This window comes from Streptomyces sp. NBC_00322 (assembly GCF_036147535.1).
Lineage (GTDB): Bacteria > Actinomycetota > Actinomycetes > Streptomycetales > Streptomycetaceae > Streptomyces.
This window is the reverse complement of record NZ_CP108019.1, coordinates 2,104,427-2,130,070: the sequence shown is the minus strand read 5'-3', so window position 1 is coordinate 2,130,070 and position 25,644 is coordinate 2,104,427. Positions and strand designations below refer to the sequence as shown.

The 25,644-nt window shown below is 71.6% G+C and carries 17 protein-coding genes; 9 read left to right on the top strand and 8 right to left on the bottom strand.

What is annotated here, in order from left to right; translation table 11 throughout:
* Positions 1–16: 16 nt before the first annotated feature.
* The 4 genes from OG905_RS09635 to OG905_RS09620 all read right to left on the bottom strand — a co-directional run bounded on the left by OG905_RS09635 (position 17) and on the right by OG905_RS09620 (position 3,668).
* Entirely contained in the window at positions 17–1,033 is a 1,017-nt protein-coding gene (locus OG905_RS09635) for a protein phosphatase 2C domain-containing protein (RefSeq protein ID WP_328667311.1), read from the bottom strand.
* A 229-nt stretch (positions 1,034–1,262) separates the two neighbouring features.
* Positions 1,263–1,943, bottom strand: a complete 681-nt coding sequence (locus tag OG905_RS09630) for a vWA domain-containing protein (protein WP_328667310.1) — start codon at positions 1,941–1,943, stop codon at positions 1,263–1,265.
* 392 nt (positions 1,944–2,335) lie between these two features.
* Positions 2,336–3,016: an RES family NAD+ phosphorylase gene (locus OG905_RS09625; protein ID WP_328667309.1), complete on the bottom strand. Its 681-nt coding sequence runs from the start codon at positions 3,014–3,016 to the stop codon at positions 2,336–2,338.
* Position 3,017: 1 nt separating this feature from the next.
* Positions 3,018–3,668 (bottom strand): DUF3168 domain-containing protein, encoded by a 651-nt coding sequence (locus tag OG905_RS09620; protein WP_328667308.1) that lies wholly within the window; start codon positions 3,666–3,668, stop codon positions 3,018–3,020.
* A gap of 372 nt (positions 3,669–4,040) precedes the next feature.
* On the opposite strand from OG905_RS09620, the gene OG905_RS09615 reads away from it, so the two are divergent.
* Together OG905_RS09615 and OG905_RS09610 are read left to right on the top strand one after the other, a co-directional pair.
* Positions 4,041–9,356 carry a CHAT domain-containing protein gene (locus OG905_RS09615; RefSeq protein WP_328667307.1) on the top strand — a complete coding sequence of 1,772 codons (5,316 nt, stop codon included), beginning with the start codon at positions 4,041–4,043 and terminating at the stop codon, positions 9,354–9,356.
* Positions 9,357–9,491: 135 nt separating this feature from the next.
* On the top strand, positions 9,492–9,923 hold the full coding sequence (locus OG905_RS09610) for a PPOX class F420-dependent oxidoreductase (RefSeq protein ID WP_328667306.1): 432 nt from the start codon (positions 9,492–9,494) through the stop codon (positions 9,921–9,923).
* Positions 9,924–10,222: 299 nt separating this feature from the next.
* Here the strand turns inward: OG905_RS09610 and OG905_RS09605 are convergent, their stop codons facing one another.
* The 4 genes from OG905_RS09605 to OG905_RS09590 all read right to left on the bottom strand — a co-directional run bounded on the left by OG905_RS09605 (position 10,223) and on the right by OG905_RS09590 (position 18,812).
* Positions 10,223–12,433 (bottom strand): bifunctional serine/threonine-protein kinase/ABC transporter substrate-binding protein, encoded by a 2,211-nt coding sequence (locus OG905_RS09605; protein WP_328667305.1) that lies wholly within the window; start codon positions 12,431–12,433, stop codon positions 10,223–10,225.
* 10 nt (positions 12,434–12,443) lie between these two features.
* Positions 12,444–14,915, bottom strand: coding sequence for a bifunctional serine/threonine-protein kinase/ABC transporter substrate-binding protein (locus tag OG905_RS09600; RefSeq protein WP_328667304.1), 2,472 nt, complete (start codon positions 14,913–14,915; stop codon positions 12,444–12,446).
* Positions 14,915–15,751, bottom strand: a complete 837-nt coding sequence (locus tag OG905_RS09595; RefSeq protein ID WP_328667303.1) for a hypothetical protein — start codon at positions 15,749–15,751, stop codon at positions 14,915–14,917. The genes OG905_RS09600 and OG905_RS09595 overlap by 1 nt, the downstream gene beginning before the upstream one ends.
* A gap of 169 nt (positions 15,752–15,920) precedes the next feature.
* Positions 15,921–18,812, bottom strand: coding sequence for a helix-turn-helix transcriptional regulator (locus OG905_RS09590; protein WP_328667302.1), 2,892 nt, complete (start codon positions 18,810–18,812; stop codon positions 15,921–15,923).
* Positions 18,813–19,106: 294 nt separating this feature from the next.
* On the opposite strand from OG905_RS09590, the gene OG905_RS09585 reads away from it, so the two are divergent.
* The 7 genes from OG905_RS09585 (at position 19,107) to OG905_RS09555 (ending at position 25,597) form a co-directional block, all read left to right on the top strand.
* On the top strand, positions 19,107–20,102 hold the full coding sequence (locus OG905_RS09585) for an AfsA-related hotdog domain-containing protein (protein WP_328667301.1): 996 nt from the start codon (positions 19,107–19,109) through the stop codon (positions 20,100–20,102).
* Entirely contained in the window at positions 20,099–21,145 is a 1,047-nt protein-coding gene (locus OG905_RS09580; RefSeq protein ID WP_328667300.1) for a beta-ketoacyl-ACP synthase III, read from the top strand. The genes OG905_RS09585 and OG905_RS09580 overlap by 4 nt, the downstream gene beginning before the upstream one ends.
* Before the next feature lie 73 nt (positions 21,146–21,218).
* Positions 21,219–21,458, top strand: a complete 240-nt coding sequence (locus OG905_RS09575; RefSeq protein WP_328667299.1) for an acyl carrier protein — start codon at positions 21,219–21,221, stop codon at positions 21,456–21,458.
* A 20-nt stretch (positions 21,459–21,478) separates the two neighbouring features.
* Positions 21,479–22,687: a beta-ketoacyl-[acyl-carrier-protein] synthase family protein gene (locus OG905_RS09570; RefSeq protein WP_328667298.1), complete on the top strand. Its 1,209-nt coding sequence runs from the start codon at positions 21,479–21,481 to the stop codon at positions 22,685–22,687.
* A 73-nt stretch (positions 22,688–22,760) separates the two neighbouring features.
* Positions 22,761–23,726, top strand: coding sequence for an aldo/keto reductase (locus OG905_RS09565; RefSeq protein WP_328667297.1), 966 nt, complete (start codon positions 22,761–22,763; stop codon positions 23,724–23,726).
* Between the two features lie 22 nt (positions 23,727–23,748).
* Complete coding sequence (locus OG905_RS09560; protein ID WP_328667296.1) at positions 23,749–24,573, top strand: HAD family hydrolase; 825 nt, start codon at positions 23,749–23,751, stop codon at positions 24,571–24,573.
* The gene (locus tag OG905_RS09555) at positions 24,560–25,597 is read left to right on the top strand and encodes a 3-oxoacyl-ACP synthase (protein ID WP_328667295.1); all 1,038 of its coding nucleotides are present in this window, start codon (positions 24,560–24,562) and stop codon (positions 25,595–25,597) included. The genes OG905_RS09560 and OG905_RS09555 overlap by 14 nt, the downstream gene beginning before the upstream one ends.
* Positions 25,598–25,644 lie beyond the last annotated feature (47 nt).

Sequence of the window (25,644 nt, the reverse complement as noted above, 5' to 3'; positions counted from 1 at the left end):
GGCGCATGACCGTACCTCAGGGCCTGGGACGGGGATGCGCGGCCGCGGGATCGGCCTGGTCGGGCACGCGTGCCTCGGACACCGGGTGCGCCGATGCCGAGGCCGTGGGCCAGGCGACCAGCGCTGTCCGGTCGTCGTGGGAGCCCTGGCGGCGGTAGCGCAGCGAGTCGAGCATGCGGGCAGCGCCGCAGGGCACCGACCAGCGCGAGGCCAGCCACGTCCGTACCGAGGGCGAGTCGAACAGGTCGATGGCCAGCCCGTCGGTGGTGAGGATCACGGCTTCCACCCCGTCCAGCACGACCGGGGCGTACTCGGCCAGCCGGTGCACGTCGTCGTCCGGCAGATACCCCGTGACGAGGTTGGCGGGCCCCTCGTCCGCCGGGAAGGCGGTTGCGTACGTGCCGCGGGAAAGCGTGAAGACGTTGCAGTCACCCACCCGTACGGCATGTCCGTGACCGCTGCCCGCAGGGACCCCGCCCGGATGGATCCCCTGAGCTCCGTCGCCGGCGGCTTCGTCGTCGGCGGCCGGCAGTGGGAGCCAGCACAGGGCGACGGTGGACGCGAGGTCCGAGTCCGTCAAAGACCCCAGGACCGCGACACGATGACGCTGCACCGCGACACTGCCCGCCGCGAGGACGTCGCGGAGAACGTCCTGCGGCGCCAGGGCTATCTGCCGCCCGGTGATGTGCGAGGCGGCCTCACAGAGGTACGAGGCGAGCAGCTCCGCGCCGGTCTGTGCGGTGGCCGGCCGGGAGCCGAGGCCGTCGCAGACGACCAGAATCAGCCCGGAACCATCCTTTGTGACGGTGTACCGGTAGACGTCCTGGCCCGATGTGCCGTGCACCAGATGCGAGGTGCCGGTCATGCTGGCCGCGGCGATCCAGCAGCCCTGAAGAACTCCGCCGTCCGCGCGCATGCCGGGCAGGCTGGTGGGCACGTCGGTGAGACGGGGCACGGGCAGGTTCGCCAGCTGTCCCGTCCGAGGAGCGGAAGTGGGTAACTCCAGGTACTCGTAGCCCTGTTCGCGCTGCACCGCCGGTGCTCCGTCCGATGCGGGCGCCTGTGCCGACGCCTGGGCAGGCAGCAGCGCACCCGGTGGCTGTGCTCTGCCCGGCCGGGCAGCGGAGGTCGCCGGGGCGCCCGGCGCGGCGGACGACTCCGGGGTGGCCCCGGGCTGATCCGCCGAGGAGGCCGGGCCGGCAGGGGCAACCGGCTCTGGCCGGCTGCCCCTGGGCCACCACTTGGAAACCATCGTCGGCCCGTCAGACCGAGAGGACCGGCAGCGGCGTCAGCCCCGTGGACTGGGGAACGCTCAGCCCCGCCGCGCCCCCCGCCCGGAACGAGCCGGAGGTCGTCTTGATGCTCAGGAGCACGGTGTGCAGGATCTCCTTCACCGCCACTGCCGGATCCATGTCGGTGGCGAAGAAGGCGTGCTGGGTGGACACCTGCGCGATCACCTCCCGGTTTGCCTGGCCGAAGCCGAAACTGACCACCTCCGCTCCGTACTTGTCCTCCCTGCTCCGCAGCCGGTCGAAGTCGTCCTTCCAGCTCTGCCCGGCGTTGTGCTGACCGTCGCTGAGGAAGAAGACCACCGGCCGGTGGTACCTGGCCCCCCGGCCGAGGGCCCCGATGCCGTCCACGAGAGCCTCACGGGCGACCCTGAACCCCTCGGCGAAGTTGGTGCCGCCCTGGGGGGAGAGCGCAGGCATCTGCGCATGGGCCATGTCGCTGAGCGGCAGAACGCAGGCGGCCGAGTCGGAGAACGTGACCACCGCGATGCGGGCGATCTCACCGGTCGTCGGGTCGTCCAGGATCGCTCTCTGCATGGCGGGCAGGGCCGTGTTCATCGCTGCCATCGGGCCGCCCGACATCGAACCGGAAACGTCGATGACAAGACAGACGGGAAAGATCGCAGGTCGTTCGGATTCGGCGAATTGAGACACGAGAACCCCCAGAGTTTTCGGGCGCGAGAGAATCGCAGGGAAAGCGGACGGAGAAACGGGCGCGAATCGAAACGCAGAGCGATGGGCAACGGGTTCATGAGGCCGGGCGATTCGCTCTGCGCGAATTCCGTGCCCTGCGGCTCCGCATCCCCCGGAGTCCCCCGATTATCTCTTTCGAAGGCGCTTCGGTCGACTATGCACGACCGAGAGGTGCGTCCGGCTCATTTTTGCCTACTTGCGTGATAATTCCCGGACGTGGCCCGAACTTCGCCCAGGTTGTGCCCGGATGGCGCCCGGGTCTGACCGGTCGGGCCCGGGTGATGCCCGGGTCTGACCGGCCGGGCCGGTCCATGCCGGTCCGCGTGCGGAGCAGGGGCATGCCCGTCCGCCGCTCAGTCCGGGGGTGCGCCGACGCGTACGCAGTAGTCCGCCAGTGTCCTGTCGAGCCAGCGCATCCCCGCGCCGTCGTCGAGATCGATCGTGGTGTTCGGGACAGTTCGCAGGACCTCGTTCACGTTCTTGCCGAGGAGCCGGCCGAAGCGGTCGCCGAAGAGCACCGCGGTGGGCTCCGGGTGATCCTGCTTGGAGGTCCAGATCAACCCTTGTGCCCAGTCGGCCTGCAGCCGCAGCCAGTGCGCCCAGCGGCGGGTGAACGGATAGTCGGGTGTATCTGCCTGGATGAGCCAGGTGCCCTGGCTGACCGCGCTCATCGCGCGGCGGTCGAGCAGCGACAGGAGCGTGACATCGGTGAGCAGCTCCAGCTGGGACAGGCGCCGGTCCTCGATGGCGCTGTACGACACGGTGCGCGGCACGCCGTCGTCGATCGGCAGTTCCTTCAGCAGACTCTCGACGAGGGCCGTTTGAGCGGTGGGCGCCACGTACAGGTAGGAGTAGACGTCGTTGCGGGTGCTGTCGAACCGGGTGCCGCCGAAGTGATGATCGACCACGGTCGGGTTGAAGGTGGCGCCCGATCGGGTCTTCCTGTGCACCCGGTAGAGCCTCGTCCCGGCGGGCCAGATCACCTGGTGCGCCGTGCCCGCGAGTTTGTCGGGGAGTTTCGCCGGACGTACCACGTCAGTCCCCCTCGCCCACGGCTCGTGCCGCTGCCATCAACTCGTCGTCCGGGACGCTGCCCAGGACCTCTGCCGGCGCGGTGCCCAGCCAGTAATTGCGCCCCAGCCACCAGTCCGCGGCGCCCCACGGGTCCTTGGAAGCCCTGAGTACTTCGTTGATGGCCAGGACCAGCGGCACCGGCGTGCAGTCCTCCTGGAACTGGAAGGACGGCAGCCGCACTTCCCCGCCCTTCCGGGTCAGCCGGATCAGGTGCGGATGCCGGGGATCCTGCCCAAGGACGTCCCTGACCTGGGCCTCGGAGAGAGACGTGGCGGACAGCAGCCGGTCGCGGATGAGGTCCCACGGGGACGGCGCGAGGGACCCCTGCTGCTCCGGGCCGGGCCGGGGGGCCGCCCGCCGTGCGGTCGTGGGCCGGGCCGGTGCGGGGTGGTGACCGTGCCGTACGGCCATCCGGCGAAGCAGTCCGGGCGCCGCGGCCCGGTCGGGTGCCATGGTCGAGCGCCACTGCCGCAGGGCCGGGTCGTCGGCCGGGAGCCGGCTGCGTACATGGGACGCCACCGCCAGGCCGATCGCCCGGAGCCCTTCCTCGTCCGAAACATATCCGAACAGCCCCAGCAGCCGGTCGAGCTGTGCGAGATCAGCTTCCGTCAAACGTTCGCGTAATTCATCGGGATGTGATTCGAGGTCGGTCAGAATCGAAAGATCAATATCGTCCATGCATCGTCTCCCCTCACGGTTCAAGGCAGCGGAAGTTCTCCCCGCGAGCGTACTGGAAATGCACGGAGTGGTCCCAGGGTGCGTAATGCATTGCCAGGCTCGTACGTCACCGGGCAGAATCACGACATCGCAGTACCGTGCAGTGCTGCGGGAAAACTGCCGCAGGCGGCGCGAGGTCTTCACCGGAACGGAATTCCGGCTGCGTGATGGCGCCGCGGCAGGAGAAATGGGGGACACCATGCCTGCACCACCGAGTGACGTCCGCGGCGCGCTGCCGCTCCGCCCGCGCCGCGGGATCGGTCCGCGATGAGCGACGACATCGCCGCCCTGGAGGCGGAGATCGCCCGGTTGCGCCGGCGGGCCGCCGTACTGCACCCCGGCGGTCAGGACCGCTGGAACACCGAGGCCGACATCGCCGAACTGCTGCTTCTGCACGCCATGGAGACCGTCGACCTCTTGCCGGCACCGGCCGTGGATCCCCCGGACGGCCTCGTCCAGTCGCGCGCCCTGCTCGACCGCCTGCGGGCAGGGCACCGCACCGGCACCGCCTCCTACCATTGGGCCTGTCTGCTGGCCGCGCGGTGCGCTCAGTTCGAGGCCGACCTGACCGGCGACCCGAACGTGCTGGACACGGCGATCGAGCTCTTCGAGACCGCGATCGCGCCGTTACCCCCGCATGGGCACGCCGTCTTCCCGCCGCTTGTGGGGGAGGCGGAATGGTGGCCGCCCGGTGTGGCCGCGAACGCACGGTGCGATCTGGCCCTGGCCCTGTTCAACCGCAGTCGCAACCTTCCGGGCGAGCGCAGAAGCGGGGACCTGGACCGGATCATTGCGCTCCTGACACTTGTCGTGGACGGGCCGGAGGCAGGACTCGTCCACGACTCCGAACTGGCGCTCGCCTGCCTGGGGTTGGCGCTTGCCGACCGCTCGCGCGCCCCCGGCCCGCACACCGCGGCGCGGCAGGCCCACCGGGGCCAGGCAATCACCCGGCTAGGGGCAGCCCGCGCCGCCGCGTCGGACGCCGGGCCCCTGCCCGATGTCACCTTCCAACTTGCGCTGCTCCACTTTCTCCAGCACGACGACGGCTGCGACCTGACCGGCGACCACGGCGCGCGCTCGCGGCCGGCCCTTGAACTCGGCGCAGTGCTCGACCTGTTGCGGCCGCTGACCCGAGACCCGTCGACCGACGGCGGCGACGCGACGGATCTGGCCGTCATGGTCGCCCGTCACCTGTACGAGCACGACGGCGGACGGACCGCAGAGGAGGCCCTCATCGAGTGGCACCGCAGGGCGATCGACCATCCCGGCACGACGCGCCGCGATGTACGCGCCAACCGGGTCGACTTGGCGCTTCTGCTCATCGACCGGGCCGAACGCAACACGACCGCGCCGACGCCCGGGAATCCCGCCCCCCACAGAGACCTCGGCGAAGCCGCCGAGCACCTCGACCTGGCACTGGACGACCTGGCACTGTACGTGCCGGCCCTGCGGTCCGGGCCCGGCGAAGCATCCGAGACCGACGAGGAACGCGCCCAGGAACGGCTGAACATCCTCCACGCGCTGGTGACAGTGCTGAGCATGCTCCTGCCCGGCAGCACCGACGATGCGCGGCTCGACCGCCTGGTCCGGCGCGGGCAGGAGCTGATCGACGTCATCCCCGACGCCGACACCGACCGCGGCGATGCCTGCCTCCGGCTCGCCCTCGCCCTGTTCGAACGGACACACCGTCGCGCCCTGCCGCATCTGCACGAGCTGCTGCTCCGGGCGATGACGCCGGGCCGGGCGGACCCCGAGATCGCCCTGGCGGCCGGCGCCCCCGGTGTACGGGAGGACAACGAGCTGACGATCAGTCTGCTACGGACCGGCGTCGGCCTCTACGGCTACGAGGACGACCTCTACGAAGCGGCAGCGTGTGCGCTGGCGATAAGCCTTCTCATCGGCTATGCCATCCGGCTGCCGGTGAGGGACCGTGCGCTCATCCAGGAATCGGTGCGCTGGTTCCGTATCGTGCTCGATCGCGCGCACGAGGACGGAGACGGCTTCGCCCCGGATCCGGATTTCGACGTCCTTTTCATCGGGGCACTGGCCAACAGCATCTGGACCAGCGATCCCTTCGACCCGGCGCTCTTCACGTCCTGGGGGGAGCCGTCATGGGGTCCCGACGTCTCCCGCCACCCCAGCGTCGAGGACGACCTCCAGACCCTCAGGCACCTGCTCGAAACGTCGGCGAAGCGGCGAGAACAGCCCGTGCCCGTGTACGAACTACTGCTGCTCCTGGTCACATTCGTACGGAGCCGGGGCGAGCTGGACGACGGGGCATGCCGGCACTGGCGGGACCGGCTGCACCGGGCATCGGCGCACACCGACCAGACCGAGCAGCCACTGAAAGGATTCCTGCTGATGGCGGCAGGGGCACTCGGTCACGAGCTGGGGCGGCGCGGGTCGGCCAACCCGGCCGAGATCGCGTCGGCCGACCGGCTGCTGCGCGAGGGCCTGCGGTACATGCCGCCGGACAGCGACATCGCCCCGTGGTCCGAGCGGCTGCGGCCGGCCGGCTACGCCGGGCTGCTCCAAGGGTTGTTGGGCGCCTTCGCGGGGGGTGCCGGGAGTGTGGTGCACGGCAAGGACACATCCGTACGCTCCCCAGGCTCTGTGCGTCTCTCGGGCCACGAGCGAACCCCTGACCCTGCGCCTGCCCTCATGTCTGCTTCCGTGCCCGACGCCGAGCCGGAGGACATTCCGCTGTCCGCCGCCGCGATCCTGCCGGGGGACGGGAGCGTTTATCCCTTCACGGAGCCGGTCGGGCGAATCATCGAGATCGTCACACAGCAGACACGGCGAGGCAGCCACGATGACGGCCGCCGGCCGGCCGCCGTCATCGCCGTGCACGCTCTGGCGCTCCACCGGCGCTGGCTGCACGAGAGCGGGACCTCGGACCTGACCGACGCCATCGCCCTGACCCAGCAGGCGATCGCGACCCTGGACGACAGCGACAGACCCCTCGCCGACCGGCTGGCCATGCTCCTCGCGGGCATGCTGCTCGACCGCCACCTGCTGCTCGGCGACCGGATGGATCTCGCTGCCGCTCGGGAAGCCTATGGGCGGCTGCGTGACCGTTCGGACCCCCGCGACGCCCACCCCGAACTCGTCACTCTGCTGGCCCGGCCCGCCGCCGGGTCCGCCGTGGGACAGCCTGATCTCAGGGCCCTGCTGCGGCCGGGGCGACCGGCGCAGGCCGGCACCTTCTCCGCCGAACTGCTCGCGGCCTCCGGGCTGGTCGGTCTGCTCGCCGCCCGGCGGGACGGAGGCAGGGATCAGGCGGCAGGCCCGGGCGACGAGGCGGACCGGGCTGTGCAGGCACTCACGGAAGCAAGCTCCGCGCTGCCCGCCGAGCACCCGATGCTGCCCGCGGTGATCAGTGAGTCGGGCCTGTTCCTCGCCACCCGAGCGGCCCGCGACGGTGATGTCACGGCGCTACGTGCGGCGGTCGAGGATGTCGTCCGCGCGGCCGCGCTCTGCTCACCCGGCAGCGCGCACCGGGCGCCGCTGCTGCTCCGAGCGGCCGCCGTGCTCTGCGCGCACTCCCACGCGCTGGACGGACGCGGCCCGGCCGCCGCCACCTCTCCCGCTCGGACCTCCCTCGACCGGGGAATCGACCTGCTGGCCGCAGCCGTGGACGAGGCGGGTCAGGGTTTCCACGGGGCCCGCGCCCGCTGCCGGTACGGCCTCGGACGCCTGCTGCTCGCCCGCTTCCGACGGACGCACGACAAGGCGGACCTTCAGCGGGCGGTCGGGCTCCTGCAGGATGCGCGTACGGCCGTGCACTCCCGGCCCGGCGACCCCTTCACGGTGCTCCTCACGCGCGCGCTGGCCGAGGCGTTGCGGGCCTACGGTCCGCAGGACACGGACCGTCGCGCACAGTCGCGTGAGGCGGCCAAGTCGGTTCTGGCCGCGCACGGAAGGGCGGTTCTGCTCCAGACCGGCACCGAGGCCGCCCTCGACTCCGCCCGCACGGCCGGCGCCGACATGATGCGCCTGGTCGACTGGTGCCTCACCGACGGCTGTACCGAAGCAGCCCTGGACGCACTGGAGTTGGGGCGCGGACTCGTACAGAACGCGGCGACCGTGGCCGCCACCGTGCCCGACCTGCTGGAGCAGGCGGGCCGGGCCGAACTCGCCGATGAATGGCGCAAGGCAGACCACGGGCGACCCCCCGGAACGCCGTCCGGTGCCCCTTTTGCCGTTCCCGACGGACTGCGGCTGCGCGTACTGCAGGCGCTGGAAGGAGGCCCGGCCGAACGGCGCATCCACTCCGCACCCACGCCGTCCGAGATCGGACGTGCCCTGCGGGCCGTCCGTGCCGACGCCCTGGTCCACCTGATACCGGGCGCGGACGGGACGGGTGACGCCCTCGTCGTGACGGCCACCGGCAGGGTGGAGCGTGTACGACTGCCGGGACTGTCCGTCCCGGACGACGGCCCGGCGGCCGCCTACGGCGAGGCGCTCCTGGAGTTCAGCGCGGCCACACGCGAGCCGGGCGTGCTCCCGGCGGAGACCGATCCGCCCGTGATGTGGGAACTCCACCGGCGCAGCAGAAGGCGTGTGCGCAGGGCGTCGGACCGGTGGCGCAAGGCTCTGGACCCGCTCTGCTCATGGGCCGGTGAGGTGGCCATGACCCCGTTGATCGAACACTTCCGGTCGAGCCGGTCCCACCGGCTGCCGCGGCTGGTCCTGTCCCCGGTGGGCATGCTGGGGATGGTGCCCTGGCACGCGGCACGACTGCCCGACGGTCCCGACGGTCCCGTGTACGCCTGCCAGGAGGCAGTGATCTCGTACTGCTCCACACTCCGGCAGCTCGTGGACGTGGCGGCCCGCTCCCGGCTGCCGTGGGACGGTACGCAGGTCGTCGTCGCCGACCCGGGAGGCACGCGGGTGATGCACGACGAGGCGCGGCTGATCGCGGCACAGTATCCGAAGGCCACCGTCGTCGGACCGATCGACGACGTGCCCGAGCCCGACGGCCCGGGTACCCGTCCGCCTACCCGGGCAGCCACGGCCGCCGCAGTAGGCCCGTTCCTGCCGGGCCGCGGCGGGTCCAGCGCAGCCGTCTGCCACATCAACTGCCATGCCACCGCGCGGGCGACACCCGCCGGGTCGAGTCTCGACCTGCACCCCGCCGCGACGCCGCCCCAGACGTTGACCGTTGCGGAGATCCAGGCGCACGCCCACGGCCGCGACGCCCGGGCGCCGGGCGGCCTGTTGGTGCTCGCCAACTGCACCAGCGACCTGACCCTGGCCGACTACGACGAGGCACTGACCCTGTCCACGGCGTTCCTCACCGCAGGTGCCGCATCGGTGGTCGGCTCCCTCTGGGCGATCTCCGACGACGTTCGTACGTCGCTGGTGATGCACATGTTCCACCACTACCTCACCGGCCGGGGAGGGCCCGCACACCCGGAGACGCCCGGATCACCCGCCGACGCCCTGCGCGCCGCCCAACTGTGGATGCTCGACCCGAACCGGATCGTGCCGCCCGCCCTCGCCCACCTGGTGAAGGCGAACCCCGAACTACCTCTCGACACGCCGCAGATCTGGGCAGCGTTCACGCACCAAGGACACTGACCCGGACTCGGGCAGCAGCGCCCCGGCGTCGGCCGTCGGGGTTCACCTCCAGGCGTGTCGGATCGGTGTCGATCCGGAGGGATGCCATTCGTATGGAAGGTGGAGGACCCTTCACGCACACGCCCGGAGGATGCCATGTCGTTCACCGACGAAGAGATCGCCTACATGGGGTCACAGCCGCTCGCCCGCGTCGCGACGCTGTCTCCCGACGGCCGGCAGCCCGACGTGGTCCCGCTCGCCTTCGAGTACGACGGCACGTACTTCTGGGTCGGAGGTACCGGCTCGGCGGTCGCCAGGACCCGCAAGTTCCGTAACGTCCGAGCGGGCCACCACGAGGTGGCTCTCGTCATCGACGATCTGGTGTCCCTCGATCCGTTCGTCGCACGATGCGTACGGGTCTACGGCCGCGCGGAAGAGCCGGTCGAGCGCGTGGGGATGGTCGGCCCGGGCCTCTATATGCGCATCACGCCGACGGTCTCCTGGAGCTGGAACATGGAGGGCCGCCCGGCGGGCGGGGAGTGGTACCCGTCGCGGCGGACGGTCCACGAAGCCCCGCCTCGCGGCTAGGGCCTGTCGTTTGGATCAGGCCGGATCAGTGAGCGGGGTCTGGTGCGTGCGATCGCAGGCCGGAGGATGGGGGTCCCCCCGCCGAAGGCAGGGGGGAGCCGACGCGGAGCGTCGGCGACTGACGCAACGCAGCATGGGGGCACCTCCCGTGCCCGAAGGGCTACGGGGGAGTGCTTGCCAGGGCACGCGAGCCCGGCCTGATCCAAACGACAGGCCCTAGGTTCTGCCCGGGCGACAGCCGGGCATAGGTCGCCCCCTTGGCTGACAGAACCGTCGACCGTCCGGCGGCCGTACGCGGTTCACGCCGTGGCGTTCTGGTACTGGCCGAGACAGCGGAAGCGGCCACCGGACGCCTGGAAAAGGTACAGCCCGTCCACGTTGTAGCGGGTGCTCGATGTCGTGTAGTGCAGCCGTTTGGTGATCCCCCGGTAGTCGGTGTCGCGCAGCCGGTCCACGATCGCGCCCCGTTCTGCGCGGGATGCGCCCAGCGTCGTCATGACGTGGGCAACGAAGAGCGTCGCGTCATATGCCTCGGCGGAGTACCAGGGCGGGGCGGCGCCGTTGAAGCGTTTGCGGTAGGCAGTGACGAACGGCTGCGCGGCCGCCACGCGGGTCGGATCGAGGAAGGCGGTGGAGAAGACCCATCCCTCGGCCGCGTCGCCCGCCGAGGCGAGGAAGCGGGGGTCGAGGGCGCGCTGAGTGGCCAACCGGGTACCGGAGTAGCCGGCGGATCGCAGCTCACGGGCCAGCTTCGCGGCGCGCACGTACCCTCCCGCGAACACCACGGCATCCGCTCCCGAGTCGGTCAGCGTCTCGGCGAGGGCACGGAAGTCGTCGGCTGCGTCGCCCTTCGCGGCGAGGGTGCGCCGGGTCGTGGTGTGCTGCCCGGAGCGCATGGCCTCACTCACGCGTGTGCAGATCTCCCAGCTGAAGTCGCCCTCGGCCGTGTCGTCGACCAGCACCGTCTTGCGTGCCCGGGCGGTGCGGACGAGGTGGGCGACCAGGGGCGCCGCCAGGGTGCCGTCGGTGGGGCGGGTGGCCGCGTACACGCGGTGGGTGAAGGCGGACACGTCGTCGAGTCCGACCGACACGGAGACCATGGGGAGCAGCGCCTGCTGGTACCGGTCGAGGGCGGCCTTCGCGCAGGCGTCGGTGGTCGGCCCGATGACCGCGCGGACCCGGTCGTCGGACGCCAGTTGCCGCGCGACCCGTTCCGCCCGGGTCGTGCTGCCCGCGTCGTCGTGCACCTGGAGCGCCAGCTCGAAGTCGCGGTCGGCGCGGGAGTTGAGGTGTTCGACGGCGAGCCGGACGCCGTTCTCCTGGGCGCGGCCCACTGTCCGTTGGTTTCCGCTGAGATCGGCGTGCAGGGCGACAACGAGCTGCGGAAGCCGCGAGCGGGTTCGGGTTCCCTGAGTCGAGGCGCGGCCGGAGCGATCCGCGGTCCACCAGGCCGCCGTTCCGCCCGCCGCCAACACTCCGGCCGCCGAGCCCAGCACCAGGAAGCGGCGTCGCGTGGAGCCCTTCGGCGCCCCCTCCGGGCCGGGTACGGTCTCGTCGCCGGGCAGCGCACCGGCCGTCGTCGCCCCGGAAATCTCGGTCGCATCGACGGCGGGCAGGGCGAGGACGGCCGTCGAACCGCGTGCGATCAAGCGGGTGAGCGACTCCGGCAACCAGCCCCCGCCCTCGCCGTCCCCGCCGTGGCGCTCCGCCTCGTCCAGGGTCCGCCGTATCTCAGCCACGTTGGGGCGGGAGCCGGAGTCCTTACCCAGACAGTCCCGCAGCAGCGGCAGCAACTTCGCCGGAACGCCGTCCAGGTCCGGCTCGTCGTGGACCGTACGCACCAGCACTTCGGCCGCCGAGCCCCGGCCGAAGGGACGTGTCCCCGTCACGGCGTACGCCAGCAGACAGCCGAGCGAGAAGACGTCACTGGCCGGCCCGATCTCCCTGCCCCTTCCCTGAGCCTGTTCGGGGGAGAGGAACCCGGGGGAACCGACCACCATCCCGCTGGCCGTGAGCGCGGTGTCCTCCGGCATGCGGGCGATACCGAAGTCGATCATTCGCGGTCCGTCGACCGCGAGCAGCACATTGCCGGGCTTGACATCCCGGTGCACCAGACCCGCCCCGTGAACGGCGTCCAGCGCCTCGGCGAGGCGGGCTCCCAGGAACCGGACCGAGGCGTACGGCAGCGGCCCGCACTCCTCCACCGCCTCAGCCAACGAGGGGCCCGGCACGAATGCCGTGGCGAGCCACGGCGACTGGGCGTCCGGGTCCGCCTCGAGCAGTGGCACCACCCAGGGGCTGGAGACCCGGCCCGCCGTCTCCACCTCACGGCGGAAACGGGCACGGAAGCCCGCGTCGTCCGAATGCGCGGCGCGAATGACCTTCAGCGCGGCGAGCGAACCTCCGGTGGAGCGTGCCAGATACACCACACCCATGCCGCCCGCGCCCAGTCTGCGAAGCAGCCGGTAGTCCGCGATCCTGGCCGGGTCGGCGCCGCGCAACGGCTCCATCAACGCCCCATCAGGTGGACACCTGGAACGGCGCCACGCCCTGGTACCGGAACCGGCCGCCGGTGACCTTCCACAGGAAGACCCCGCTGCCGTCGACGACCAGAGCCCCGGTCTCCTTGTTGAACGCGAAGTTCTTCGTGATCCCCTTGTACGTCGCCGAGCGGAGCGCCGTCGTCAGGTTCTTGCGGGTGACGCCCTTGGCGGGCAGCGTGCTGAGGGTCTGCGCTGCCAGGCGGGCCACGTCGTAGGCCTCGACGGCATACCGCTCCGGCTCGGCACCGAAACGCTTGCGGTACGCCGCCGCGAACGCCTTGGCCTGGGGAGCCACGGAGGAGTCCATGACGGGGGCGACGATCACCCAGCCCTCGGCCGCGTCGCCGGCAGCGGACAGGAACCGTGTGTCGAGCACCCCCTGGGCGGCAGTCCGCGCCCCGGGGAATTCACGGTTCTTCAGCTCCCGGGCCAGCAGCGCGGCGCGGTCGTGGTAGCCGGCGAAGACCAGGGAGTCCGCGCCGCCGTCGAGAAGTGCGTCGAGGGTCGGCCGGAAATCGGTCCGCAATGCGCTGACCACCTTCGGCACGGACGGCGCTCTCTCCTTCCTCAGGATGTGGCTGAGCGTGCTGCTGATCTCCCAGGCGTGCGCGTCCGCCGCCCGGTCGTCGACGATCCCGATCGTGCGCGACTTCGCGGGGCCGCGCAGATACGCGCTGAGGTAGAAGGGCAGGATCGTGTCCGTCACGCGGGCGTGGAGGAAGGACCGGCTGCCCATCACTCCCAGCACGGTGGCTCCGGGCGACACGGCGATCACGGGCAGCAGCGCGGCGTCGTACGTCGCGAGCGAGGCCCGGGCGGTGGCATCCGTGGTGGGACCTATCACGGCCACGACGGAACGGTCGGCGACCAACCGGGCGGCCACAGCGGGCGCCTTTACCGGATCGCCGCCGTCGTCCACGGTGTTCACGGCGAGCGTGAAGGGCTTGTCCCCACGGGAGTTGAACTCGTCGACCGCGAGCCGCAGTCCCTTCTCCTGAGCCCGGCCGACCAGCTTCTGATCACCGGTCAGGTCGGCGTGCAGCCCGATGGTGTGCACGGGCCGGGCGGCCGTCGAGGCCGAGCCAGAACCGTCGCCCCTGTCCTTGCCGTCACCGGAAAGCGTCGCCCAGGCGGCCACGCCGCCTCCGACCGTGACAGCCGTCGCGCCACCGGCCAGAAGGAGGAAACGGCGTCTGCCGACGGCGCGGCCCTGCGGTGGGGCGGGAGCCGTCACGGCCGTGCTGTCCGCCGCACCGGAGCCGTTTGCCGCGGGGACGACCTCGGTGTCGTCGATACCGGGCAACGCGAGCCCGGCAGCCGACCGTTCGGCGATCAGCCGGATCAACGGCTCCGGCAACCAGTCGGCTTCGTCGCCGGAGACCTGGCCCCCGGGCACCTGGTCGGCTTCGCCCTCAGGCATCGGAGGGATCGCACCGGGCCCGTCCGAGGACTGCGAACGCACCCGCATGGCCTCCCGTGGGTCGGGAGGCGAAACGCCGGGCCCGGGAAGGAGGGGGGTGGTGGACGAGTCCGCCCCGGGTACGCCCTCCTGCTCCGAGTCGGCGTGCACCACGCCGTCCCGGCCGGAAGCGGTGGAAGCGGTGGAAGCGGCGGAGACATCGGAGGCGTCCGAGTCAGGCCCGGGGGCGGCGACCGCGAGGGTCCCCGACAGCGCCTCGGCCGTGGGCCGTAGGGACGGGTCCTTCTCCAGGCATCCGCCCACCACCTCGGCGAGCTCCTGCGGAACACCCTCCAGATCCGGCGCGTCGTGCACCGCGCGGAACAGCAGCGCGTCGAGTGTGCCGGTACCGAACGGAGGGCGGCCGGTGGCCGCGTAGGCCAGCACGCAGCCCAGCGAGAAGATGTCGGCGGCCGGTCCCAATTCCTGCCCGCCCTGGGCCTGTTCCGGTGACAGGAAGCCGGGGGTGCCGACCACGACGCCGGTCGACGTGAGCGCGGTGTCCTCCGGATCGCGGGCCACACCGAAGTCGATCAGCCGTGGTCCGTCGAGCGCCAGCAGCACATTGCCCGGCTTGACGTCCCGGTGCACGAGACCGACGGCGTGGAGGTCCCGCAGCGCCTGAGCGAGCCGGGCGCCCAGCACCCGGAGGCTCCGCGTGGGCAACGGCCCGTGCGCGGCAATGGCTTCACCGAGCGAAGGCCCCGGCACGAAGGTGGTGGCCAGCCAGGGCGCCGCCGCCTCGGGGTCCGCGTCCACGAGGGATGCCACCCACGGGCTGGTCATCCGGCGCGCCGTGTCCGCCTCGCGCCGGAACCGCTCCCGGAAGTCGGCGTCCTCGGCGTACTCGGCCTGGATCACCTTCAGCGCGACCAGTGATCCGCCGGCCGAGCGTGCCAGGTACACCACACCCATGCCGCCCGCGCCGAGCCGCCCGAGCAGCCGGTAGTCCGCCAGCTTGGCCGGGTCGGACGTACGGAGCGGTTCCATCACTTCCCCTTCAACTGCTGCTGGATGCGCGTCAGCATCTGTGCCAGGGCGTTGGTGCCCAGTTGATCGAGTTCCGGCTGGGTGCGCCCCTTCGCGCCCGTCACGGAGACGGCCACGACGACCGTGCCGAGCCGGGCGACCATCCACCGGTACGGCAGGGTGCCGCCGCCTTTCTCGATGTAGTCGCCTGCTTCGAGTACGGAGTCGTCGGCGTACTGCTGCTCGCGGGCGCCGAAGGGGGTGCCGAGCGACATCAGGCCCGTGATCCGCTCGTCGGTCCGGGGCTGCTGTTCAGGGCAGCGCAGAACTTCCTCGAGCGTGGTGCTCAGCTGTTCGTCGGCGCCGAGGACGGAGGTGTGCGCGGTGGCCGTGGCTGTCACCTTGACGGTGCCCTTGCCTCCAGCACCGGGCAGTCGGCTGTACCGGGACACGCCCGCCAGTACCCCGTGGGGGAGCTCCTCCCGCTGCCAGCGGCAGCTGCCGTCCAGCACGGCCCAGGTATTCGGAGTGCTCCTGGCCGGACTCTGGGCGACGAAGCCCCGGCCCCAGTCGCTCGGGGCGAGCACGACGGAGTCGACCAGTCTTCCCGCGTCCTTCGAGGTCCTGGGGACACGCGCGGCGTCGGGTGTAAAGCCGGAAGCAGCGCTCGGGCCATCCGAAGGGGTCGCCCCGGTTGCGGGCGAGGGGCTGTGCGAGGGCGACCCGGTCTTCCGGGACGCCGCCTCGTCCGGCTCTTTCGCCGACCCTCCCGAGCCGCCCGCACAGCCGGCCAACAGACTCACCGCCACCAGGACGGCCACCCAACTCCCCAGCACACCCCTGGCGTTGCTCTTCACCCAGTTCCCCCCGAAACTGCTCGCGTCGTCCGACTCCCCGAACGTAGACGGCTGCGAGGGAAGCAGCCTCAGTGGAAACACGTAACCGGCTACGTATTCCTCTGCGAGTCCATCAGCGTGTGGTCGTCCGTGAACTCCGTCCGCAGAACCATGACCTCATGCTGATCACCTACGATCCGGCTCCCAGCCCTATGCGGGTCATGAGGCCGGCCAGCGCCGAGCGGGACGGTACGGAGGCCTTGCGGTAGATCGACGACAGGTGCGTTTCGACGGTGCGCCGACTGAGGTGGAGCCGGGCGGCGATGTCCTGGTTGCTCAGGCCTTCCGCCACCAGGCCCGCCACCTCGAGCTCACGCGGCGTCAGTTCGGCCAGCTCCGCAGGAATCGCTGTCGCCTCCGCCATCACCTGAGGGCGAATCAATTCGGCCAGGTCCACAAGCAGGCGTGCGCCGCCGCCGACGACGATCCGGTGGGCGCGGTGCCACATCGCGACGGCGCGTGGGCCCTGACCGGCGCGCTGCACCAGGGGCGCCGCAAGCAGCAGGGAGTACGCCTCCCACAGGGGCTGGCCGCAGCGGACGTACTCCTGTGTGGCCGCGTCGAGGAGACGTACGGCCTCGCCGGTGTCGCCGCGGTGCTCGGCCAGCGCGGCACCAGCTCGCAGCGCGGCTGCGCGCTGACCGCCAAGGCCGAGCCGGCGCGCCTCGCGCGCCGCCTGTGCAGCCCAGCGTCCGGCCTGGTCGATGTCCCCGGCGGCGAGGGCCGCGCCCGCGAGGGTGTCCAGCTGGCCCGGACGGACCGACGGTTGCAGCAGGGGAAGTTCAGTGCCCCCGCCGGCCGTCATGATGGCCTCCTGGGCGCGGTGCGGGTCGCCGCTCACGAACGTCGCGTGCCCGAGCATGCACCAGGCCAGGGCGGACCACCAGCCCTTGCTCCCGCTGGTTGCCGCGACGGCCTCCTCACCGGTGGTCAGGGCGCTGCCGTCCCCCAGCGGACGGGCCAGCAGCAGCACCAGCGTCTTGATGGCGAGGGTGAACGCCAGGAGGTCACGGCTGCCCGCGGCCCGTGCGATGGACTCCGCTTCCTCGGCAGCCTCCAGCGCGGACGGCAGGCGGCAGGTGTTGAGGTGGACGAAGGCCCTGCTCGTCAGCAGGTGCGGCAGGACATGGAGCTGTCCACTGCGGCGGGCGATGTCGAGGCCCCGGGTGATGTGCCGTTCGGCGTCTGTGTAGCGCTCCAGCAGGGCTTCCGCCCAGCCCAGCCAGACCAGTGACTCGCACAGATCCGTAAGGCCGGGGTCCGTCAGGCCGTCCGCGAGTCGGCAGGCGGCGTCGGCGAACCGCGCGGCCGCTTCCGTCTCGCCCTCGTAGGCCTCTCCCAGGGCCGCCAGTGCAAGGGCCGCCGCTTCGCCCGTGGGGTCGTCGTCGGAGCGCGCGACGGCGACGGCTTCTGCGACGTCCGCGCGTACCTCGGGGTAGGACGCGGTCAGCAGGGCGGACATGCCGAGGGCGAGCCTCAGGGAGACCGCTTGGCCGGGGGACGGGCCCGGATGGCGGGACAGCTCCCGGCGCAGCAGGGCGGTGGCCTCGGGGGAATGGCCGAGGTGCCGTTCCATGACGGCGCACTGGGCGATGGCCTGCGTACGCAGCTCGGGATGGTCCTTGCCCGATGCCTCGATCAGGGTGTGCAGCAGGTTCCGGCTCTCCCGGGAGTTCCCGCTGACGCCGAGCGCACGGGCGCGCGCCAGGACGAGTTCGCCGCGCCGCCGGGTGTGGGCGGGTGTGTCCGGCATGCGCCTGAGGACGACGCCCAGCAGGTGGGCGGCCGTGGCCGGCGCGGTCGACGCGAACTGCGCAGCGGCCTCGCTCAGCACGGCCGCGGCCGCGGGATCCCAGTCGGTCAGCGACCGTTCGACGTGGTGGGCCCGCTCGGTGGCGGGAGCACCACGGCGGGCCAGTTCCTGCGCGGCGCGGCGATGGACCTCGGCACGGCGATGCGGGGCGATGTTCTCGTAGACCAGTGCCCGCACCAGCGGGTGGCGCAGGGCCCACCGGTCGCCCGGCCCGGCGCGCAGCACATCCCGCACCACCAGAGCGCCGGTCTGGTCCTCCACGTGTCGGACCGGGAGCCCGGTCGCCACGGCCAGCATGGCGGACGTGGCGTGGTCGCCGAGCGCCGCCACCGCTTCGACGACGCAGCGCTGCGGCTCGGTCAGCGCGGTCAGTTCGTCGAGCAGCAGCGCCGCGAGCCCGCTGGGCACGCCGACCGGGTCTGTGGCGTCGGCATGGGCGGTGATGCTGCGCAGCGGCGCCCCGTTGCGGTACGCGTGCAACAGCGAGAGCAGGTACAGGGGGTTGCCCTCGCTGGCGGCGTACAGCTGCTTGGCGTGGTCCTCGGGAACGTCAGAGGCCAGCGTCCGGATGGACTCCTGCTCGGCAAGCGGCTCCAGGGCGACGTGCAGTACGGCTCCGCTGTCGGCACCGCGCGTCAGCGCCGCGGTCAAGGACGTCGGTGTCTGCCGGGAGCGCCGCGCCACGACCAGGAGGACCCGGCCGTGCGCCGGGTGCCGGATCAGGTGGTCCACGAGTTCCCGTGACGCGGGATCCGCCCAGTGCAGGTCGTCGATGGCCAGCACCAGGCCGCGCTCGCCCATGCGCGCGAAGAACGCGGCGATCGCACGGTGCATCCCGAAGCGGGCAGCGGCGCCTGCGTGGGTCGCGTCGCCCGGCACGTGCCGGATGCCGTGCAGCACCGAGGCCGCTTCGGCGAGGTCTGGATCAGCGGCCGGTGAGCCGGGAGCGGCATCGGCCAGCGCGTCGGTGAACGCCTGGAAGGGAACGTGCTGTTCGTACTCCGTCGCCCGGCCGCGCAACACCGTGAAACCGGCCTGCTGAGCCCGGGTGCACGCTTCGCCGAGCAACCGGCTCTTGCCGATGCCGGGCTCACCGGCGATGTCGACGACCGCGGGCACTCCCGACTGCCCCAGCGAGGCGAGCACGGCGTCCAGCCGTGCGAGTTCGGCGGATCTGCCCACCAGTTGTGCCGCGTTCGCGCCCCCCACCGACAAACTCCCCCTGTCCAACGATCCCTGTCCCCACCGACAACCCTACGGTCAGGCGCTGACACATCGGTCACGTAGTACGAGGTCCCTCGCGACGTCCTTCAAAAGCCCCAGGTCAAGGGCCCTGACGGCGGGATGTCAGCCCCTTACACGCTCCGACAGTGGGACGAAAGAGCCCATGACTAGTTTCTTTCTCGTCGGCCGCGGACGGGGTGGTCCGGCGGTTCACGATCAAGAGATTCCGAGAGTGTCGGTGGGGAACCGCCGTGCTTTTGACAGGGGGGTTACCTGCCGATGACGGTGTTCACAAGTACCTTTGCGCCCGGTGCACAGGAGCTCGGATTCGTTCGGTCCGTCGACCGGCGTCTGCTTCATCGGCGGGCCCTGTCGGAGGTGTTCCTCACCGACACCTCGGCCGTGGACGGGCAGCGCTTTCTCGCCGGAGCCCAACTCCCCTCCTCGCACGCGTACTTCACCGATCACGTCGGCCACACGGTCGTCGACCCGGTCCTGCTCCTGGAGTGCGCCCGGCAGGCCGAGACCTACGGTGCGCACACCCACCTCGGCGTCGACGGCGACACGAAGTTCGTCCTGCAGTCGTGGTCCATGCGGCTGCCCGGCCTGTTCGTCGCGCACTCCGGCGATCCGGCGGAGCTGACGCTGCAGGTCACCACCGACCGGCCCGCCGACGCGACCGCGCCCGCCCGGTCCGTCACGTACGAGATTCGTTTCCTGCTCTCCGGTGAGGAGGTCGGCGAGGTGCGCATGGCGGTCGGCTATCTGTCGTCGGGGACGTACTCCTTCGTCCGGTCGAAGCGGCGCGGCAGCCCGCCCGTCTTGTCCGATGACGTCGCGACCGTACCGGCGACGGTCGCCCCTCAAGACCTCGGGCGCGCCAACCCGGTCAACGCCCTGCTCATCGACCCCGTGCACGACGGTGACGGAATCTCCGCCGGCGTACGGACCCCCAACGACAACCCGAGCATGTTCGACCATGTGCAGGACCATCTGCCGGGCATGGTGCTCACCGAGGCCGCGCGGCAGGCCGCACTGCTCGCCGGTGCCCGGCTCCTCGGCCGGCCGGCCGACCGGACCACGCTGGTCGGGTTCGACCTCGGCTTCGCCAAGTTCGCCGAACTCGACGTGCCGACCACGGTCAGCGCGGTCCCTGAGCGCGACCGCGACGGGATCCAGAGCTTCCGGATCGGTTTCCTGCAGAGCGGCGAGGAGGTCGCGTCCGGCACCGTGGAGACCACGGCCGTTCCCGCGTCGCACCGGAGCGCACGGTGAGTGGACGTGCGGCGGTTCTCGCGGGGCTCGGCGGCTGGCTGCCGCCGACGCGGATCACCAACGACGACCTTGCCCGGCAACTCGACACCACCGATGAGTGGATCACGACCCGCACCGGGATCCGGCAGCGGTTCGTGGTGCCGCCGGGTCTGTCCACCTCGGACGTCGCGGTCGAGGCGGGGGCCAGGGCGCTCGCCTCCGCGGGTACGGACTCGGTGGACCTGCTCGTTCTTGCCACGAGCACTCCGGACCATCCGTGCCCGGCCACGGCGCCCGAAGTGGCCAGCCGGCTCGGGCTCGGGGAGATACCCGCATTCGATGTCGCCGCCGTGTGCACGGGGTTCGTGTACGCGCTGGCGACCGCGTCGAGCATGATCCGGGCGGGGATCGCCGACAGCGCCCTGGTGATCGGCGCCGACACCTTCTCGACCATCCTCGACCCTGAGGACCGCACGACCAGGGCGATCTTCGGGGACGGCGCGGGTGCGACGGTGCTGCGCGCCGGACGCATGGGGGAGAGTGGTGCGCTGCTCGGGTTCGACCTGGCCAGTGACGGCTCCCAGGCCGATCTGATCACCGTGCCGGGCGGTGGGTCCGAGCACCGCTCGAAGGGGCTTGCCGCGCCGGGCGACGAGTTCTTCACCATGCAGGGCCGTTCGGTGTTCCGCAACGCTGTGACGCGGATGAGCGAGTCGTCCCGGCGGCTGGCGGAGCAACTCGGCTGGCCCCTCGAGTCCATCGACCGGCTCGTCGCCCACCAGGCGAACATCCGCATCCTGACCGCCGTCGGCAATGAACTCGGGCTGCCCGAGGAGAAGCTGGTGGTCAACCTCGACCGGGTCGGCAACACCGTTGCCGCCTCCATACCCCTGGCGCTGGCCGACGCCGTGCACACGGGCCAGGTCGCACCGGGCCACCGGGTGCTGCTGTGCGGCTTCGGCGGGGGCCTCACCTGGGGGGCCGCGGCTCTGGAGCTGCCCGAGGTGTCCGTCGAACCACTGCCGGGCCCCGCGGCGCCGGCTGAATCCGCCTGCGCGAAGTAACCCAGCCCGCGCGACGTGACCCAGCCCGCGCCAAGCAATCAAGCCAAGCCAAGCAAAGGAAGAAAGCCCCATCATGAGCGCTGTACAGGAAAAGCTGACCGATCTGCTCGTCTCCCAGCTCGGCGTGCCCGCCGCGAAGATCGAGCCGGTGATCGCCTACAAGGACCTCGCCCTCGACTCACTCGCGCTGATCGAGCTGACCATGCTCATCAACAAGGAGCTGGGGGTCGACCTCAACGACGACGTCCTCCAGGGCGAGACGACCATCGCGGACACCGTCGAGCTCATCGAGTCCCAGGGCGTACGCGCGTGACCCACCCATCGAAGGGGGCCGTGGCGATCACGGGGGTCGGACTCGTGACCGCCGCCGGCCTCGACGCGAAGACGAGCTGGGAGCGGGTGTGCTCCGGCCGGTCGACCGCCGCCCCCGATCCCGAACTCGCCGGACTCCCCGTCGACTTCTCCTGCCGCGTGCCCGGCTTCGACGCAGGGGCGCTGCTCGGGCCGGGCAACGCCTGGCGGCTCGACCGCTTCACGCAGCTGGCGATCGTCGCCGCCCGCCAGGCGGTGTCCGACGCGGGCCTCGACCCGGAGAACTGGGACGGCACACGCGTGGGCGTCATCGTCGGCAACTCCCTCGGCGGCACGGCGACGTGGGAGCAGCAGCACCGCAGGTTCCTTCAGGACGCGCCGAAGAGTGTCTCGCCGCTGATGATCCCCATGGGGATGTCGAACATGGTGGCGGGCCAACTGGCCATCGACGTCAAGGCGTTCGGGCCGAGCATGGTCACGGCCACCGCCTGCGCGTCCGGTTCCAACGCCATCGGCCTGGCCCGGGACCTGCTGCGGTCCGGCACCTGCGACGTGGTGCTCGCCGGGGGAGCCGAGGCCGCACTGACGCCCGCGACCATCACCGGCCTGACCCGGATGGGCGGCCTCTCGGGGCGGCGCGAGGACCCGGGCGCCGCGTCCCGGCCGTTCGACGCGGCACGCGACGGCTTCGTCGCGGGAGAGGGCGCCGGAATCCTCGTACTGGAGCGGCCCGAGGACGCGCGGGCGCGCGGTGCCTCGGTCTACGCCAACGTCATCGGCTTCGGCTCGTCGACGGACGCGTACCACGCCACCGCGCCCGACCCGAGCGGCGCCGGGATGGAGCGCGCCCTGCGCGCCGCCCTCGCCGACGCGGGAGCGGGGACGGACGAGGTGGACCACGTCAACGCGCACGGCACCTCGACCCCGCTCAACGACGTCACCGAGGGCCGCGTGCTGCGGCGGGTCCTGGGCGAGCGCCCGCTGGTCACCTCGACCAAGGGCGTCACGGGGCACACACTCGCCGCCGCGGGCGCCATCGAGGCCGTCTTCACCGCGCTGGCGCTGCGCGACGGCGTGGTCCCGCCCACGGCCAACCTCACCGAGCTCGACCCCGAGATCGACCTCAACATCACGACGGGCGCGGCGGCGGAGAGGGATCTGGAGGTCGCGGTGAGCACGTCACTCGGTTTCGGCGGCCACAACGCCGCACTCGTCTTCGCGGCCGCTTGAGATGTGCGGCCGTTCGACAACAGTCCGCGGCTCGAGAGCAGTTCACGGCCGCTTGAGAACAGAAGGAGGAAAGGTGCGCCTGAGGAATCTGGGCAACACAGGAATCAAGATCGGCAGCGTCGGCCTCGGGTGCATGGGCATGAGCTGGCTCTACCAGGAGTCAGCCCGGGACGACGAACGCTCCATCCGGGTCATCAACGAGGCACTGGACCTCGGCGGGAACCTGCTGGACACGGCAGATCTCTACGGGGCCGGCCACAACGAGACGCTGCTGGGCCGGGCAGTCGCGGGCCGCCGGGACGAGGCGGTCGTCGCGACGAAGTTCGGCATCGTCCTGGACGACCTCGAGCAGCGGGCGGCCCATCGCGACAACTCACGGGCCTATCTGCGTTCGGCGGTCGAGGCCAGTCTGCGAAGGCTGGGCCTCGACGTCATCGACCTCTATTACGTCCATCGCATCGATCCCGCCGTCCCGCTGGCGGAGACCTGGGGCGCGATGGCGGAGCTCGTCGACGAGGGCAAGGTGCGCTGGCTCGGCCTGTCCGAGCCCACGGTCGCACAGGCCCGCGAGGCTCACGCGATCCACCCGGTGACCGCCGTCCAGTCCGAACTCTCGCTGTGGACGCGCGACGCGCTGGAGGGCGAGTCGGGCGGGACGGTCGGCTGGTGCGAGAGCGTGGGGGCGAGCTTCGTCCCGTTCGCGCCGCTCGGCCGTGGCTTCCTCACCGGGACCCTGCACGCCGGCCAGTTCGAGGACACCGACTTCCGCACCGCCAACCCGCGCTTCCACCGTGCCGCGATGGAGGCGAACCAGCGCATCGTCGACGTGATCCGGGAGGTCGCCGACCGCCGCTCGGTCACGCCTGCCCAGGTCGCCATCGCCTGGACGCTCGCCCAGGGCGAGCGGGTGGTACCGATCCCCGGCACGAAGAACTCCCGCTATCTGCGGGAGAACCTCGCCGCGGCGGAGGTTTACCTCACCGAGGAGGACCTGGCCGATCTGGCCGCGCTGCCGGCCGCCGTCGGAAGCAGGTACTGAGCTCATGACAGGTACTGAGCCGATGTCAGGTACTGAGCGCACGGGTGACAGCACCGAATCCCTGGGTGAACTGCCCGTCCGGATCGCGTTCTTCGACGTCGACGAGACGCTCATCGACATCAAGAGCATGTTCTCCTTCCTGGAGTTCCACCTCGCCGATCGGGACCGATACCGCACGGCCGCCGGGGAGTTGACGCGTGCCGCGCGGGCCGGCGTGCCCCGCGAGGAGACCAACCGCGCCTACTACCGCAACTACGCGGGGGCCGGGCAGGAGGCCGTCGCCGAGAGCGGGCGCCGCTGGTTCGCCCGCGAGCGGCAGCGGGACGGCTTCCTTCACCAGGGCGTCGTTCGCGAACTGCGCCGGCTCCAGGCCGAGGGGTATCAAGTCGCCCTCGTCTCGGGGTCGTTCCGCGCCTGTCTCGACCCGATCGCGGAGCACCTCGGCGCGGACCACGTGCTGTGCAGCGAGCCAGAGGTGGCCGCCGGCCGGTACACGGGCGAGGTGCGTACCGCGATGATCGGCGCGGCGAAGGCCACGGCCGCCCGCGCCCTGATGGACCGGTCGGGCGCACGTCCCGATCAGTGCGTCGCGTACGGCGACCACGCCTCGGACCTGCCGCTGCTGACCTGCGTGGGCGGTGCGGGGGTCGTCGGGGACGACCCGGTGCTCGCCGAACACGCCGACCGGTACGGCTGGATCCGGTTGCCCGGGACCGCCGGGGCCGCAGCGGCAGCACAGGGGACCGCCGCTGCGGCCCCGGCCAGACACCCGGCCGCCCCCTCTTCGCACACCTCACCCGCTCCATCCACGTCGAGCACGGAGGAACTCACACATGCGACTCGGTAACGGGCTGGGGATCCGGGCGGTCAGGACCTGTCTGCCGGTGACCGTCGAGACCGCCCAGGACGCCCTCACGCGCGGCAGAATCAGCAATGAGGACCTGACGAACACCGGCGTCAGAGAAGTCCCGGTCTCGGGAACGGTCTCGGCGCCGGACATGGCGGTGGAGGCGGCGCGCGGCGCGCTCGCCGCGGCGGGCTGGGACGGCGCCGGCCTCGGGTTCACCGCGCACGCCTGGATCCACCACCAGGGCCACGACTTCTGGTCGCCCGCGCACTACGTCGCGCACCGGGTCGGCGCGGTGCGCGGCGTCCCGCTGGGCATCCAGGTGATGTGCAACGGCGGCGGCACCGCACTGGAGGCGGCCGCGTCCCGGCTGCGGGCCGACCCCTCCACCGGCACTGCGCTCGTCACCACCGGCGACCGTTTCCCCGACGAGGGCTTCGACCGCTGGGCGGGCGACTACGGCGTCTTCTACGGCGACGGGGCTACGGCGGTCCTGCTGCACGAACGCGACGAAGCTGTCGACGAGTTCACGCTGCTGGGTCTGTCCAGCGCCGCCGTCTCGGCGGCCGAGCAACTGCACCGCGGGCGGGACGAGTTCACCCCGTCGAGCCGGTGGATCAGCGACCGGATCGACGTCAAGCGCACCAAGAAGGCATTCATCAACGACGTCGGCCTCGACGGCTTCTACAGCGGGGTGCACGCGGCACTGCGCGGCATTGTCACGACCGCGCTGGGGGAGGCCGGCATCGACGTCGACGACCCCCGCATCCGGGTCCTCGCCCTCCCCAGGGTGGGCATCAAGGTCCGCCGCGAGACGTACCACCCGGCGGTCGAGGGCCTGACCAAGGCAAGGGTCGTCGAACTGGGCAACCACACCGGCCACTTGGGAGCCGGTGACATGGCGGCGAACCTCGCGGACATCCGTGAGCAGGAGCTGCTCGCGCCGGGCGAGATCGCCCTCGTCATCTCGGCGGGCGGGGGCTTCGGCTTCACCTGCGCGGTCGTCGCCCGGCCCGCCGGCTGATCCCCGGTTGGCCCGGCCCGCCGACTGACTCCACACGTACGCCTGTC

What these genes read in the sequence shown, in the direction of transcription:
- OG905_RS09615 (WP_328667307.1), top strand. Translation starts at nt 4,041, where the DNA reads ATGAGCGACGACATCGCCGCCCTGGAGGCGGAGATCGCCCGGTTGCGC.
- OG905_RS09610 (WP_328667306.1), top strand. Translation starts at nt 9,492, where the DNA reads ATGTCGTTCACCGACGAAGAGATCGCCTACATGGGGTCACAGCCGCTC.
- OG905_RS09605 (WP_328667305.1), bottom strand. Translation starts at nt 12,433, where the DNA reads ATGGAGCCGTTGCGCGGCGCCGACCCGGCCAGGATCGCGGACTACCGG.
- OG905_RS09600 (WP_328667304.1), bottom strand. Translation starts at nt 14,915, where the DNA reads ATGGAACCGCTCCGTACGTCCGACCCGGCCAAGCTGGCGGACTACCGG.
- OG905_RS09585 (WP_328667301.1), top strand. Translation starts at nt 19,107, where the DNA reads ATGACGGTGTTCACAAGTACCTTTGCGCCCGGTGCACAGGAGCTCGGA.
- OG905_RS09575 (WP_328667299.1), top strand. Translation starts at nt 21,219, where the DNA reads ATGAGCGCTGTACAGGAAAAGCTGACCGATCTGCTCGTCTCCCAGCTC.
- OG905_RS09560 (WP_328667296.1), top strand. Translation starts at nt 23,749, where the DNA reads ATGTCAGGTACTGAGCGCACGGGTGACAGCACCGAATCCCTGGGTGAA.
- OG905_RS09555 (WP_328667295.1), top strand. Translation starts at nt 24,560, where the DNA reads ATGCGACTCGGTAACGGGCTGGGGATCCGGGCGGTCAGGACCTGTCTG.